Origin of the sequence: Thalassobacter sp. 16PALIMAR09, from assembly GCF_000765485.1 — a bacterium.
In the GTDB taxonomy this organism is placed as follows: domain Bacteria; phylum Pseudomonadota; class Alphaproteobacteria; order Rhodobacterales; family Rhodobacteraceae; genus Thalassobacter; species Thalassobacter stenotrophicus.
The window spans coordinates 32656-47599 of sequence record NZ_JHAK01000005.1; the positions used below are offsets into that span (position 1 = coordinate 32656).

The 14944-nt window shown below is 56.6% G+C and carries 14 protein-coding genes and 1 tRNA gene; 10 read left to right on the forward strand and 5 right to left on the reverse strand.

The features are described from left to right. Nucleotides 1-6 precede the first annotated feature (6 nt). Together PM04_RS11245 and PM04_RS11250 are read right to left on the reverse strand one after the other, a co-directional pair. Nucleotides 7-1458 (reverse strand): ATP-binding protein, encoded by a 1452-nt coding sequence (locus PM04_RS11245; RefSeq protein WP_234702866.1) that lies wholly within the window; start codon nt 1456-1458, stop codon nt 7-9. Next, complete coding sequence (locus PM04_RS11250) at nt 1455-2192, reverse strand: response regulator transcription factor (RefSeq protein ID WP_038006788.1); 738 nt, start codon at nt 2190-2192, stop codon at nt 1455-1457. Before PM04_RS11250 ends, PM04_RS11245 begins: the two co-directional genes overlap by 4 nt. A gap of 241 nt (nt 2193-2433) precedes the next feature. Between PM04_RS11250 and PM04_RS11255 the strand changes: the two genes are divergently transcribed. The 6 genes from PM04_RS11255 (at nt 2434) to PM04_RS11280 (ending at nt 9486) form a co-directional block, all read left to right on the forward strand. Continuing rightward, nucleotides 2434-3684 carry an ABC transporter substrate-binding protein gene (locus PM04_RS11255; protein WP_116904551.1) on the forward strand — a complete coding sequence of 417 codons (1251 nt, stop codon included), beginning with the start codon at nt 2434-2436 and terminating at the stop codon, nt 3682-3684. 59 nt (nt 3685-3743) lie between these two features. Further along, nucleotides 3744-4616 carry a carbohydrate ABC transporter permease gene (locus tag PM04_RS11260; RefSeq protein WP_038006794.1) on the forward strand — a complete coding sequence of 291 codons (873 nt, stop codon included), beginning with the start codon at nt 3744-3746 and terminating at the stop codon, nt 4614-4616. After that, the gene (locus PM04_RS11265; RefSeq protein WP_038006797.1) at nt 4609-5502 is read left to right on the forward strand and encodes a carbohydrate ABC transporter permease; all 894 of its coding nucleotides are present in this window, start codon (nt 4609-4611) and stop codon (nt 5500-5502) included. Before PM04_RS11260 ends, PM04_RS11265 begins: the two co-directional genes overlap by 8 nt. A 4-nt stretch (nt 5503-5506) precedes the next feature. Further along, nucleotides 5507-6604 (forward strand): ABC transporter ATP-binding protein, encoded by a 1098-nt coding sequence (locus PM04_RS11270; protein WP_038006799.1) that lies wholly within the window; start codon nt 5507-5509, stop codon nt 6602-6604. 3 nt (nt 6605-6607) lie between these two features. Further along, on the forward strand, nt 6608-7519 hold the full coding sequence (locus PM04_RS11275) for a glucokinase (RefSeq protein ID WP_038006801.1): 912 nt from the start codon (nt 6608-6610) through the stop codon (nt 7517-7519). Nucleotides 7520-8124: 605 nt separating this feature from the next. Then, nucleotides 8125-9486: an FAD-dependent oxidoreductase gene (locus PM04_RS11280; RefSeq protein ID WP_038006804.1), complete on the forward strand. Its 1362-nt coding sequence runs from the start codon at nt 8125-8127 to the stop codon at nt 9484-9486. A 112-nt stretch (nt 9487-9598) separates the two neighbouring features. On the opposite strand, the gene PM04_RS11285 is transcribed toward PM04_RS11280, so the two are convergent. Beyond that, a tRNA-Cys gene (locus PM04_RS11285) sits at nt 9599-9672 on the reverse strand. A gap of 227 nt (nt 9673-9899) precedes the next feature. Between PM04_RS11285 and PM04_RS11290 the strand changes: the two genes are divergently transcribed. The 3 genes from PM04_RS11290 (at nt 9900) to PM04_RS11300 (ending at nt 12928) form a co-directional block, all read left to right on the forward strand. Further along, nucleotides 9900-10553, forward strand: coding sequence for a protein-L-isoaspartate O-methyltransferase (locus PM04_RS11290; RefSeq protein ID WP_038006808.1), 654 nt, complete (start codon nt 9900-9902; stop codon nt 10551-10553). Between the two features lie 46 nt (nt 10554-10599). Then, complete coding sequence (locus PM04_RS11295) at nt 10600-11982, forward strand: TolC family protein (protein WP_038006809.1); 1383 nt, start codon at nt 10600-10602, stop codon at nt 11980-11982. A 112-nt stretch (nt 11983-12094) separates the two neighbouring features. Further along, nucleotides 12095-12928 (forward strand): hypothetical protein, encoded by an 834-nt coding sequence (locus tag PM04_RS11300; protein ID WP_038006811.1) that lies wholly within the window; start codon nt 12095-12097, stop codon nt 12926-12928. Between the two features lie 94 nt (nt 12929-13022). On the opposite strand, the gene PM04_RS11305 is transcribed toward PM04_RS11300, so the two are convergent. Continuing rightward, the gene (locus PM04_RS11305; RefSeq protein ID WP_038006813.1) at nt 13023-13343 is read right to left on the reverse strand and encodes a DUF6280 family protein; all 321 of its coding nucleotides are present in this window, start codon (nt 13341-13343) and stop codon (nt 13023-13025) included. Nucleotides 13344-13557: 214 nt separating this feature from the next. Between PM04_RS11305 and efp the strand changes: the two genes are divergently transcribed. Then, on the forward strand, nt 13558-14121 hold the full coding sequence (gene efp, locus PM04_RS11310) for an elongation factor P (protein WP_038006816.1): 564 nt from the start codon (nt 13558-13560) through the stop codon (nt 14119-14121). Between the two features lie 16 nt (nt 14122-14137). On the opposite strand, the gene PM04_RS11315 is transcribed toward efp, so the two are convergent. Continuing rightward, nucleotides 14138-14896 (reverse strand): rhomboid family intramembrane serine protease, encoded by a 759-nt coding sequence (locus tag PM04_RS11315; protein WP_038006819.1) that lies wholly within the window; start codon nt 14894-14896, stop codon nt 14138-14140. Nucleotides 14897-14944 lie beyond the last annotated feature (48 nt).

Sequence of the window (14944 nt, forward strand, 5' to 3'; positions counted from 1 at the left end):
ACGGTATCAGTTGCGCTGAATTTCTAGCTTTGCAGCTACGCCGCGAGAAACGTCTTCAAACACGAGTGAACCACCGTGCAGCTTGGCAATCGTTGCAACGATTGTCAGGCCCAAGCCGTGTCCATCGATGGTGGCGGTGTCTTGGCCCCTCTGGAATGGGGCCATCAGGGCTTCGATGTCTTGCGCGGATGTTTGGGTGCCTTCGTCCTCAATCACCACGGTGGCTGTCAGGGCGGTGGCCGTGATCGACACATGCGCCCGGCGGCCGTATTTTAGGGCGTTCTCGATCAGGTTGGTGATTGCGCGTTGCAGCGACACGGGGCGCGCAAAGACGATGATATCGGTTTCAGACGGCACAACGCCTTGGCCCTGACGCGACATAAAGATCGACCGTCCGCCCTGTACGATCACCTCTTTGGCTTGTTGCAACATTACGGGCCGCCCGACGTCTTGGTAATCTGCCACAATCGCATCCACGAGCGAGGTCAGTGAAAGCTTGCGGGGGGCTTCTGCGTTCATTTCCGCGTTGGTGTAGGTCAGCACGCTTTCGATGATGTTTGTCATGCTGTCGATGTCGTTTTCGAATTTTTGGCGCAGGTCTTGGTCTGGGATCAGGGCGGCACGCAAACGTAGGCGTGTCGCGGGGGTGCCAAGGTCGTGGCTGACGCCCGACAAGACCGCCGCGCGGCTGGCCAGTTGGTCACGCTCAACCTCAAGATAGCTGTTTACGGCCCTGACAATCTCGCGCAGCTCTTGGGGGCCTGTTGCATCGTATTTCGTGGGGCCGCCAAGGCGGCGGCGGTTGCGCAATTGATCTGCGAACGCTGTAAAATCTGACGATAGGTTAAGCGTCAGAGTAATCATCGTCACCATCGACAAAACCGCTAGCAACGCCGCCAAGAGCCGCCAGTCAGCCGGGTTCGCCTCACACCCCCACACCTGTGCGCCGTCGATACTTAGCCAAGGTGCGTCACCCAGTTTTGCAATGACCACCGGGTCGCTGCAAAAGGACGCGAATTTGCGCGTCACAGCGCCGGTTGTTTCGGCCGCTGTTTGGCCGTCGCGGTTGGGCAGATCGGCAATGTTGTAGGTGATATCAGGGGATAAAATCGCAAGCGTCAAAGGTGCCCCGACACGCTGCGGGGTGATGTCGGCAGAAATGGGAATAATCGTGAGGCGTGACGCGGATGTGGTGCCGGTTATTTGGCGGAATTGCCCTGTCGCCGCAAAAGCTTGATCCTCGCTGGAGAGCGCCCGAAGTGTCACCCCCGCTGGCGGAGCCGTCCCGTTTTGCAGGGCGTCATAAAGCGTAACACCCGCGATATATGCTGCACTTTGATGGTCACGCCAATTGGCGGTCGACTGGGTCCAAAGCCAAACAGAGATCCCGCCCGCCAGAAAGGCAGCACTCACAAGGATCAGACCGATCGTGCGCAGGCTCGACAGGGTACCGATCAATCGTCTTGGTCCACGACATCAACGGAAAAGACGTAGCCAACACCGCGCTCTGTCTTGAGGATGAGGGGGGCCTTGGGGTTTGCTTCGATCTTACCACGCAAGCGGCCAACCAAAACGTCGATGGCGCGCCCCATCGCTTCGGGAGATTGTGAGGACGTGCCCGTGACATCCAGCGCGGTGGCAATTTCGGCACGGGTCAGCGGAATATGTGGGTTGGCCAACAGCGTTTGCAAAAGTGCGGTTTCACGGCGTGACAGGGCCACTTGGACATTTTCGGGCGATAAAACCTCTTCGGTTTTGGCGTGATAGGTCCAGCCCGCAAATGTAAATGTTTTGGTATTGCGTCGGTGCACGAGGGATGATGAGCGCCGTGCCCGCGACAAGACGGCCTTGACCCGGGCCAGCAGTAAGTCGGGGTTGAAGGGTTTCGCGATGTAGTCATCCGCGCCCACGGCATAACCTTTCATACGCTGATGATCGGCCGAAAGGGCGGACACCATAATCACGGGCACATCTTGTTCGTCACGTAAGCGACCGCAGATTTCGAGGCCGTTTTCATCCCCCAGCATCACGTCCAACAAGATGAGATCCACACGCCCTTCATTTAGATGCGACTGTACCTCACGCTCGCATGAAGCTGGCAATGCAATCATGCCGTTCTGACGTAAAAACTGCGTCATCATCTGGCGCATGTCAGAATCATCATCAACGACGAGGAGCCGCGGGATACCCATGATATGCCTTTCTAGGATGCTTAACTTATAGGCTGGTGGAGCAGTTAACGCCCCATATGTAACACTGTGCAACAAAATCGAGCACTACGTAACAACGTGTAACAAAATCCGCGATTAATGCCGAAACCGCTCTGAATACCTGCTCTGCGCTGATTGCAATGCTCTGAGAGGCTCTCCAATACTTTGCTCACCTGCCTCACAGCGGGGCACAAAATTTCTGGGAGGAAATCACGAAATGACTATGAAATTCCTAGGCGCAGTGTCTGGTATGGCGATCGTTGCATCCACGGCTGCATTCGCGGACGGTCATGCGTCGCCTGAAGCTGAAGTCCTGCATTACTGGACATCTGGCGGCGAAGCGAAATCTGTCGCAGTCCTGCAAGAAGAGTTCGCCGCAAACGGCGGCACATGGACGGACATGCCCGTTGCTGGCGGTGGCGGCGATGCGGCCGGCACAGCCCTGCGCGCACGCGTACTTGCGGGCAACGCACCGACAGCGGCGCAGATCAAAGGCCCAGCCATTCAAGAATGGTACGAAGAGGGCGTTTTGGCCGACATCTCAGCGGTTGCTGAGGCCAACAACTGGTCCAAAATCCTGCCTGAGGCTATCGCGGGCCACATGCAGTGTGAGGGCACTTGGTGTGCAGCACCTGTAAATGTGCACCGCGTTGACTGGATTTGGGCGAACGCCGAAGTGCTGTCGGCCAATGGCATCGATATGCCCACCACATGGGATGAGTTCAACGCGGCTGCGACCAAGCTGCAAGCGGCTGGTGTCATCCCACTCGCACACGGTGGTCAGGCATGGCAGGACGCGACAGTGTTCGAGGCCGTTGCTTTGGGCATCCTCGGCTCTGACGGTTTCCGCAAAGCATTCGTTGAGCTGGACATGGACACACTCAAGTCTGACGACATGGTCGCGGTCTTTGACCAAATGCGCACCATGCGCGGCTACGTTGATGAAAACTTCTCCGGTCGTGACTGGAACCTCGCAACAGCAATGGTCATGAACGGCGAAGCCGCGTTCCAGATCATGGGCGACTGGGCCAAGGGCGAATTCATGGCCGCTGGCAAAGTGCCGGGCGAAGACTTCCTGTGCCTGTCGACACCGGGCGAAGGCTTCCTCTACAACGTGGACAGCTTTGCAATGTTCGCCGTCGATGGTGACGACAAGCAAGCCGGTCAGGCCCTGTTGGCCGAACTGGTCGTTGGGGAAAGCTTCCAAGAAGTGTTCAACCTGAACAAAGGTTCGATCCCTGTGCGTACAGACGTAGCACTGGACAACTTCGACAGCTGTGCCGTTCTGTCGGCTGACGACATGGCCGCAAGCAACGAAGGTGGGTCGCTCCTGCCATCTTACGCCCACGGCATGGCGCTTCGCGGCGCGCAGGCGGGTGCAATCACCGATACTGTGACGGCACACTTCAACTCTGACATGTCCTCGGCGGATGCCGTTCAGATGTTGGCTGACGCAATCGCGAACAGCATGTAAAAGTCTCCTCCCTTCCTCTCCCACGTTTGCGTGGGGGAGGACCTTTTAAGGATAATCCAATGACCAAGTGGCTTGAAGAACACATGCCTAAATTGGTTTTGGCCCCCTCGTTCATCGTCGTCCTGATCTTCGTCTATGGCTTTATCGCTTGGACGGCTTGGGTGTCTTTGACGCGGTCGCGGCTTTTGCCAAGATATGAGATTGACGGGTTCATCCAGTATGACCGTCTGTTTGCCTCCCCCCGCTGGGACACCGCGTTCACCAACCTGTTTGTGTTCGGCTTTTTGTTCATTGTGATTGCAATGATCCTTGGCCTGATCCTTGCCATTCTGCTGGATCAGAACATCCGTACAGAGGGCGCGATCCGGACGATTTACCTCTATCCGATGGCGCTTTCGATGATTGTGACCGGTACGGCGTGGAAATGGATCCTGAACCCGGGTTTGGGCCTGGAGGCCACAGTGCGCGGTTGGGGGTTTGAGGACTTCACCTTCAACTGGCTCGTTGATCCGGACATGGCGATTTACACAGTTGTCATTGCGGCGATCTGGCAAAGCTCTGGTTTTGTGATGGCGCTGTTTCTGGCTGGTCTGCGGTCGGTGGATCAAGAGATCATCAAAGCGGCCCAAGTCGACGGTATTCCGACATGGCGCGTTTATACGGCTATCATTATTCCAGCGATGGCACCGATCTTCTTGTCGGCTTTCATCGTGCTGTCGCACCTCGCGATCAAGAGCTTCGATCTGGTCATTGCTCTCACGGGGGGCGGTCCAGGTTATGCCACCGATCTGCCGGCAACATACATGTACACAATGGCGTTTTCTCGCGGCGACATTGGCCAAGCGGCCAGCTCTGCGATGATCATGATGATGGTCGTCTTCACGATCGTGGTGCCATACCTCTACTCAGAACTGAGGACGAAAGATGACTGATCTGTCTTACACCTCTTCTCGATCGGGCAGCCGTACGGCCAACATCCTATTGCGCTGGGTGCTGTACATCATGCTGGGTCTGTTCGCGCTGTTCTACCTGATGCCGCTCTTTGTGATGGTCATAACATCCTTCAAAAGCCTCGACGAAATCCGGACCGGCGATTTGATTTCGCTGCCGCGCGAAGTCACGTTTGATGCGTGGCGCACAGCCTGGTCCGGTGCGTGTACTGGCATTCAGTGCGAAGGCGTGCGTCCGTTCTTTTGGAACTCTGTCCTGATCGCGATACCTGCGGTTTTGATCTCGACTTTGATCGGTGCGTTGAACGGCTATGTCGTCGCTCAGTGGCGGTTCAAAGGAGCGAACCTGTTCTTTGCTCTTATGCTGTTTGGCTGCTTCATCCCGTTTCAGGTCGTCTTGCTGCCCATGGCCCGCATGTTGGGTTTGATGGGAATGGCAGGCACCATTCCGGGCCTGATTTTTGTCCACGTCATCTATGGGCTTGGGTTCACCACACTGTTCTTCCGCAACTACTATGTGTCGATCCCATCGGAGCTGACAAAGGCCGCAAAGGTAGATGGCGCAGGGTTTTTCCGCATCTTCTGGTCGATCTTCCTACCGCTTTCGCTGCCCATCATCGTTGTGACCGTCATCTGGCAATTCACCCAAATCTGGAACGACTTCCTGTTCGGTGTGTCCTTTAGCCAAGCAGGCACGCAGCCTGTGACCGTCGCCCTCAACAACATCGTTAATTCAACCACTGGCGTCAAAGCGTACAACGTGGATATGGCCGCAGCGATCATCGCCGCTTTGCCAACCCTGTTTGTCTATGTCGTCGCTGGTAAATACTTCGTCCGCGGTTTGACCGCAGGCTCCGTGAAAGGTTAACCCAATGGCCCCCATCCTAGAAATCAACAACCTGTTCAAAAGCTATGGGTCCGTTGAAATCCTGAAAGACATCAATGTCGCGATCGAACAGGGTGACTTCCTTGTTTTGGTCGGTCCCTCCGGCTGTGGTAAGTCCACGCTGCTAAACTGTATCGCCGGGCTGGAGCCTATCACAGGCGGTCAATTGAGCATCGGTGGCAAAGACATGACCCACGTCAGCCCCAAAGACCGCGACATCGCAATGGTGTTTCAGTCCTATGCCCTCTACCCGACGATGACGGTCGCCAAAAACATCACCTTTGGGATGAAAGTGCGCGGCGTTGATCAGGCGACGCAGGACGAAAAGCTGGCGCACGTTGCCACCCAACTACAGATTGAGCCCCTGTTGAACCGCAAACCGGGACAATTGTCCGGCGGTCAGCGTCAGCGTGTTGCGATGGGGCGCGCCCTTGTGCGTGATCCAAAGCTGTTCTTGTTCGACGAACCGCTGTCCAACCTTGACGCCAAGCTGCGTGTGGAAATGCGCACTGAGATTAAGGCATTGCATCAGCGCCTTGGCGCATCGATGGTCTATGTGACCCATGACCAGATTGAGGCGATGACATTGGCGACCAAGATTGTGGTGATGAAAGGCGGCGTGATCCAACAAATCGGCACCCCGTCCGAGATTTATAATCACCCTGCTAACCTGTTTGTCGCCGATTTCATGGGCAGTCCCGCGATGAACCTGATCCCAGCCAAGACCAAAGCAAACGGGAAGGGTGTCGAAATTGAAATCGCGAGTAAGTCCGGCGATCCGATCACTTTGATCGACACCAAGAACAAGGATTTGCCCGAAGATGTCATTTTGGGCGTGCGCCCCGAAGATATTGCCGATGCATCCTTGCGCGGTGGCGAAGGACGCCAAGAGGCCGATTGCCTAATTGATATCGTTGAACCTGCGGGCGCTGATACTTTTGCCGTAATGCAATTGGGTGGCAAGCATGTCACGGCGCGCCTGCATGCCGAAACAGGGGCGGTCGCGGGGCAAAACCTGAACCTCGTGTTTGATCTTGGCAAGGTGTCCTATTTTGCACCCGAAACCGGCGAGCGTTTGAACTAAGCCATGCGGCTTGTTGCGGATATTGGCGGCACAAATGCCCGCGTTGCTTTGTGCGCGAATGGTGTGATCGATAAGGGGTCCGTAGAGCGGTTTTCCAACGCGGACTGGGAGAGCCTGATTGATCTGCTGCGTGCGTACTGTGATGACCATCGGGGCGTTACGGTCGATGAAATGGTCATCGCGGTTGCAGGTCCCGTTCACGCGGGACGCGCCAAATTGACCAACCGCAACTGGACAATTAACGCGGATAATCTGGCGCAGGTCTTTGCGTGCGAACGCGTTGTCTTGCTGAACGACCTTGGGGCATTGGGGTACGCTGTGCCAATGCTGGGAGCAGATCAGGTGGTGCCGCTATGCGGTCAACTCACCGCGCCCTACGCCAACGGACAGGCCTTGGTCGTTGGCATAGGGACGGGATGCAACATCAGTCAGGTGATTACCAAAAACCAATGGACCGTCTGCCCCCCAGCCGAGGCGGGACATATCTCAATGCCCTCTGCTATCGTTTCTAAGTTGCACGAATGTTCCTGCAACCCGGACGCGTTTCCAACGGTTGAAGCGTTGTTTTCGGGCCGCGGCCTCACCGCATTTTGTCGTCTCTTCACGGGCTCAGAAGATGTCACCGGCGAAGTCGCCATTAGTCATTACGGCGCCCCCGGCAAAACGAAAATGACCGCTGCAATCGATACATATGCAGCACTATTGGGCCTGCTTCTGCGCGATTTTTCACTGAGTTACATGCCATCTCACGGAACATTTCTAGCCGGTAGTGTCGCCAGAGCTATATCCGAACGGGCGGCTGAGCCCTTGATCGGAGTATTCCAAGAACCTTGCAAATTCCGTTTGCAAGAAACCCCATCCCTTTTTGTAGTCGATGAAGACGGCGCGGCCCTGCTGGGTTGTGCGCAGTTTTGAGTGGGGCATTGGTGGTTCTTGGGGGAGTGGCGATGTGGATCGTGGAGCATTAAAGAGCGTCTCTATTCGATAAGCTTCGTTGGGTGCTGTCAGTTCGGCACGACTTACAGACTTATTTCGATAGGAGGAAAGAGGGGCTAGCCGGTTGTACGACCCGCTCGCTGGCACTGATGATGCTAATGGCTCTGTGCCTCGGGTGCAGATACCTCATTGTTGATGAATGATTTTTGGGCCGGGTTCAATTCTCTATCGATGGTGGCGACGGCCGGATCTTTTGGGCCGAGCCACGGGTTCGTTCATATCCGTGGGATCGGAGCGCCTGTCAGTGTTTTCGATCAATGTCTGGCGGAGCGCTCAATGGCTGGAACCACACGCCAAACCTGCCGGTGCCAATGTTTGTTAGTTGGCCGCCGCGACCAATGCCGTGAAAAATCGTCGAAACAGTGATGACGACGACATAGATGCGTTCCTTAAGTTGAAGGGGGCGAATAGGGGTATGTTGGCAGACTTGGTCGCAAGACGGTCACGCAATCAGAAAATGCTGTGGACAATCAATTGCGATCCAATATCAGTTTGGTCAGTCCAAATTTCGAATGAGCCTAGACATGCAGACAATTACCGAACCGTCCCGAGAGACATCCGTTATCCACAAAACAGATGTGCTTGTTGTGGGCTCTGGGCCGGGCGGTCTTGCGGCCGCTTTAGCTGCTGTACGCACAGGTGTTGATGTCTGTTTGGTTGAACGGTTTGGCTGTTTTGGCGGAAATATCACTGTCGTGGGGGTTGAGGGCTTCGCTTGGTACCGACATGAGCAGACCGTTGAGGCGGGGGGCATCGGGCGCGAATTTGAGGACCGCGCAAAGGACATGGGTGCTGCGGTGCCGGAGTCACAATCGCTCAGTTATGAGATCGACAGCGAAGGCTTTAAGTTGGTCGCGGATCGGTTGGTTGAAGAGGCGGGCATTCACGGCATGATGCACCGTCAATTCGTGGCGCCCGTCATGGATGGTGACCGAGTGACAGGTATCATCGTTGAATCCAAAGCGGGTCGCGAAGCGATCTTGGCCAAAGTCGTGATCGACGCCACCGGTGATGCCGATGTCGCTCATCGCGCAGGTGCGCCCACGCACAAGACTCCGCTTGAGGACATGCAGGCGGCCAGTGTTATGTTCCACCTGGCCGGTGTCGATAAGTCAGCCTTTATGGCAGAGGTGCACCGCGATCCGCATACCTACAAGGATTGGTCCACCGGAGAATGGACCGTTGAAACGGACGGCAAAGAAGACGACATGTTCTCGCCGTTCCTTAAAAAGCCTTTTGCCAAAGCGATTGAGGATGGCGTGATACCTGCTCACCTGAACACAATTGCTGGTACGTGGGGCGCGATGCATGACACAGGGGAACTGACGTATATGAACCTTGTGCATCTGGCTGAAGTTGACGGCACGGACCCTGACAGCCTCACCAAAGGTGAGATTGAAGGCCGCAAGCAAGCCATGCTCGCTATTGAAGCGTTGCGTCGGTTCATGCCCGGTTGCAGCGGCGCGCGGCTGCGCAATTTTGGGATGAGTATCGGCATCCGCGATACCCGAAAAATTGACGCGATGTATAATATGACCGAGGCGGACGTGCGCCATGAGGGTCGGTTCGAAGACAGCATCGGGATTTATCCTGAGTTCATCGATGGGTACGGTGTGCTGATTATTCCAACGACAGGGCGCTACATGCACGTGCCCTATCGCGCAATGTTGCCGCGCAAAGTGAAAGGGCTAATTGTGGCAGGCAGAGCCATTGGCGGCGATAAAATCGCGCATGCCGCCACGCGAAACATGGCCTGCTGCACGGTTTCGGGGCAAGGTGCAGGTGTTGCAGCGGCCCTGTCGGTGAAGAGCAAAACAGATTTAGATGATGTAGATCTGGGACAAGTTCAGGCTGAACTTGTGCGCCAAGGCGTGCGGATTTCTTAATTCGAATAATTGACCCAGCTGTGAGCCCAGAAACAGCAGGTTTCGCGTTGAAGCTTCAGCGTTTGCGCAAGCAGCTGATGCCTGAGTGGCTGATTACACGTTGATTTTTAAATGGAGGCGAGTACCGGAATCGAACCGGTGTACACGGATTTGCAATCCGCTGCGTCACCACTCCGCCAACTCGCCTCGTTTCGGCGCTGTGGTGTAGCTGCGCCGACCTGTTGCACAAGCAACTGTGTGCTCATTACCCTCGCATGGGACTGGCTTCAAGGGTCCTTTTTGCGATCTTGGTGTGTAGGGTTTGCGTGGGCAGGATGCCTCATAGCCGCAGGGAGCACATTCGGCTTCCGGTTGCGCCAGTTTGGCTGCTATGAGAAGAGCAACTGACCCTTCGAGACCGGCGAGATAAGAGAATGACTGACACGACCGCTCTGCGCACTATGATGGTGGACACCCAAGTTCGCCCCTCGGATGTGACCAAGTTCCCGATAATCGAGGCACTGCTTGCGATTGAGAGGGAGGCGTTCGTGCCCGCAGACAAGACGCCCGTTGCCTATATGGACGAGCCGATTGTGCTGGCGCCCGGCCGTGTGCTGGCTGACGCACGCGGGTTTGCGAAAATGCTCGACGCGCTTGATTTGGAGCGGGACGAGCTGGTGCTCGATCTAGGCTGTGGCTTGGGCTATTCGGCGGCTGTTTTGGCGCGGATGGTCGATGCGGTTGTGGCAGTTGAGGAGGACAGCGACATGGCGCGCGACGCCGAAGCCACACTGGGTGAGAAGGGCATCGACAATGTCGCCGTTCTGCACGCGCCGTTGGCGGAGGGGGCACCCAAAGCTGGCCCTTATGATGTTATTGTGATCGAGGGCGGGGTTGAGACTATTCCCGCCGCGATAGAAGATCAGCTCAAAGAGGGTGGTCGGATTGCGGCCGTGTTCGTAGAAGGCGCGCTGGGCGCGTGTAAAATCGGCCACAAATCGAACGGTCGGATCAGCTGGCGCATGGCATTTAACACCACGATGCCCATTCTACCCGGCTTTGCACTTGAAAAAGGCTTCGCGCTCTGATCCCATTCTGGGGCCGGGTCTACGGCAATACCAGAAAGGCAGAGTAATGTTTTCAGTAGCAAAAACCGTGCGCGGGTTCGCGGCATTCACGCTTGTGGCGGGGCTGAGCGTGGCGCCGATAGCGGCCAAGGCGCATTCGCTCGCGGATGCATTGGTGTTTGCCTACAACAATTCTGATCTGGTTCAGCAGCAGCGGTTTTTGCTCCGCTCATCCGATGAAGGCGTGGCGCAGGCTCAGGCCCGGTTCCAGCCTGTGTTGTCTTATTTTGCGTCACTCAGTCAAAATGGCGTCGATGGCCCCACGGATTCATTCACGACGTCGGTTGGGGTTAATGCGGATTGGACCGTTTGGGACGCAGGCTCACGGACCGTGCGGTTGGAGTCGACCAAGGAACTGGTCCTCGCGGCGCGCCAAAATCTAGCGAGTGTCGAACAGCAAGTCCTATTCAATGCCGTTCAGGCGTTTTTGCAGCTTCGCTCCGCGATAGAGGCCGTGGCCTTGCGCGAAAGCAACCTGCGGCTCATCACGCAAGAATTGCGGGCTGCGGAGGATCGCTTTGAGGTTGGCGAAGTCACTCGTACGGATGTTGAGCTTGCACGTGCCCGACTGGCGCAGGCGCGGTCTGGGTTGGCAAGTGCGCAGGGTGATGTTGAGATCCAGCGGTCCAACTACATTCTGGCCATTGGTCGTGCGCCGCATGCCCTGCTGACACCTCCGTCGCCGCCCGCGATACCTGCTACTGTCCAAGCGGCCGAGGCGATTGCGATGCGCACTGCGCCATCTCTGTTGGCGCAACAGCACACGGTCAAATCGAACGAACTGCTGTCCTCAGCTGCGCAGCGCAACACGTTTGGGACCGTTGGCGTCACAGGCAGTGTCAGCACCGGCGCACGCAACGGAGATGAGACCTCAAGCGGGACCGTCGGGTTGCGGTATTCCCGGACGTTCTATGATGGTGGCACGCTCAATTCACTGATCCGTCAGACGCAGGCAGCGCTTGAGGCGTCGCGCTTTGGTTTGGCCCAAGAGGGGCGCATCGTGGCTGATGGTGTTAAACGGTCCTGGGCGCAGCTACAGGTCGCGCGTGCGCAGGTTACGGCCACGCAACAGCAGGTTCGTGCATCGCAACTCGCGTTTGAGGGCGTGCGTGAAGAAGCCCGCCTTGGCGCGCGCACCACGCTTGATGTCCTTGATGCAGAGCAAGAACTGCTGGATGCGCGCAACGCGGTCCTCAATGCGCAAACAAGCGCCTATTTGGCGGTCTACAGTGTGCTGCAATCCCTTGGCCTTTTGTCGACTGAGCATCTGGGCCTGAACGTTGAGCGGTACGATGTAACCGACTATTATAACGCGATAACAACAACGCCAGCCGGGCTGGTCCGGTCCGAGCAGGGTGCGCGTCTGGACCGGATTTTGAACCGCAAATAGCCGATAGGTTGGATTCGAGAAAAATTGCCGATGCTCAGGGGCTGCCCATGGGTTTGTGGCTGTGATAGGTTAACCTCGTAAACTGTGCACCAAGTCACGGGAGAGGGCACGCATGGCCGAGCAGACCAACAAGCAAAACATTGAGGACGTATTGTCCTCCATTCGTCGTTTGGTGAGTGATGAGGGTACACATGCGCCGCGTGCTCCGATGCCGGGGCTGCGTCCCGAGAAACTGGTTTTGACGCCGCAGTTGCGCGTGACAGAGCCCGAAGATCCCTATCAAACCATTCGCGTGTTGGGGCAACCCGAGCAGCCCTTGGATGAGATGGATGAAGCCTCCCTCGAAGATGCGCCTGATGCGGATGTCCTGATGGCCCCAATGGCCGGTGATGGCCGCGCAGATGCTATGCCTGCGCTCGATCCAGCCCTTGAGCGTGCCTTTGCGGCGCCAGCCGACGAAAGTACCGCTGAGCCAGAAGCGGTGGAGACGTCTCAGGACAATGGCGAGGCGGGTCAAGGCGACGCTTCAATCCAAGCTGACGAAACGGCAGCCCCAGAGGCGCCGATGGTGGAGGTCGCATTCGATGAGGCCTCGATGGACGAGCCGTTTGAGGCCGTCGCACGCCTGAGCCCGTCGGAAATGGATGTGGCGACGCTAGAGACGTCTGATGATTCTATCCCGCAAGACCTGCAATCTGCTGTAGCTGAAGCCCCGCAAGACCCGCCTCCAGCTATTCCATTCCCTCAGGAGAAAGTTCAACGCGCTGCTGATCCGAAGCCGCAAGAGGGCGATGATGTGCTGGACGAGGAGACCTTGCGCGAGATCATCGCAGAGGTCGTGCGTGAGGAATTTGCCGGGCAGCTGGGAGAGCGTATCACGCGCAATGTGCGCAAATTGGTGCGTCGGGAAATCCGCCAAATACTGTCGAGCGAGGACCTTGACTAGTCCATAGTCTGGCTGCTTTATCCACACTTATGCGATAAAAAAAACGCCGCGCAGAGTGCTCTGCGCGGCGCTTTTTTTGTTCAGTTTAGGTAGCTTAGGCGGCTTCGGCCTCAGCGGCGGCGTTACGGCGCTCGCTCTCTTCGCGCGAAAGCGCGACCGAGGTGCGCACGCCGCGACCGACGAAATCCATCAAGCCGGAGACGACGCGTTCATTGGGGTCAATTCCTGCGCACGACAGGACTTCACGTCCGTCGCGCGAACGTGCCCAACGCGCGATTTGCTCAGGGCCATTACCGTATTTCTTGTCATCAGCAATGGCATCATCCAAGGCGGCCAAAACTACTGCGGCGAACAGCTTGCGAGACCGTTGTCCCTGCTCAAAGTTGAAAGCTGTTCCGTCAACGAAATCCATCATAGGCCGTCCTGTTTTATTGCTCTTGCATTTGCGGGGTGCCGCTCAATATGACGATTTTACGACGATTCGGGTATGCGAACTTCGAATGTCTGGGATGCACTATGTGCATAGGTCGAGTCAACCTTTTGCTGCATATCGTTGACTTGCCCTTCATCAGCCCACCAGATATAGGCATGCCCAAGATCTGTTCAACCTTTTGCCATGGTTTTGCCCAATGCCTAAAATTAACGGAAACGAAATCCGCCCCGGGAACGTGTTGGAGCATAACGCCCACCTTTGGGTGGCTGTGAAGGTTGACCACGTGAAGCCCGGAAAGGGCGGCGCCTATGCTCAGGTCGAGATGAAGAACCTGCGCAACGGCTCTAAACTCAACGAACGGTTTCGCTCGGCGGATAAGATCGAAAAAGTGCGTCTTGAGCAAAAAGACCAGCAGTTCCTCTACGAGACTGACGGAATGCTGGTTTTCATGGACCTCGAAACTTACGAGCAGATCGAACTGCCTGCAGACATTCTGGGCGAGCGTCGTCCGTTCTTGCAAGACGGCATGACAGCCGTGATCGAATACTATGACGCCGAAGCGCTTAGCGCCTCGCTGCCGCAAAAGGTCATCTGCAAGATCGTAGAGACCGAGCCTGTGGTCAAAGGCCAGACTGCCGCAAACAGCTTTAAGCCCGCGATCCTCGACAACGGCGTGCGTGTCATGGTGCCTCCGTTTGTGGCCCAAGACGAGAGCATCGTCGTCAACACCGAGACAATGGAATACTCCGAGCGCGCCTAGCGCTTGGTCTGATGCCTCATCGCTTGGGCCCCCAAGGGCCCGTGTTGCGTCGGCCCGTGCGCGGAATATGCGATCTGGCATATTGCGCCTCTGGGTGAGGGGGATGCATCTGCGTCTGTTGCCAAAAACGCGGCCCGCCTCGGGCAATCCACCATGGCAGCGTCATCACAAACCCCGCGATAAACCCACCGGCATGGGCCCAATAGGCCACAGCGCTCGCGCTCCCTGCGGATACGCCATTGAACAATTGTAGGCCAAACCAGATCGCTAGCACCATCCAAGCGGGCACTGGGATGATCCGGATGATGATCACAAAGAACACGAAAATATCGATCCGCGCTTTGGGAAACAGCAGCAAGTAGCCCCCCATAACTGCGGCAATCGCGCCAGATGCCCCAACCAAGGGAATGCGACTGAACGGGTCCACGGCAATATGGGCCAGCGTCGCCAAAATACCGCCAACCGCGTAAAATGCGACAAAGGGCAGGTGGCCCAGTTGATCCTCCATGTTGTCGCCAAAGATGTATAAAAACAGCATGTTTCCAGCCAAATGCATCCAGCCCCCGTGCAGGAACATGGATGTCACGAGGGTGTGCAGCTCAAACCCTTGGGCGATCTCTATTGGGATGGCGCCAAAGCTGCCAAAGACCATAGCCGCCGCGCGGCTGTTCGGCTCAAACCCATAACTCAAAAAGATGAGGATGTTAGCCGCCAGCAGCGCGTAGGTCACGTAGGGTACCCGCCGGGAGGGGTTATGGTCGCGAATGGGGATCATGGTTGGTCCTGGCTTTTGGCGCGGCTGCCAGCAGATACAATGTGGTCT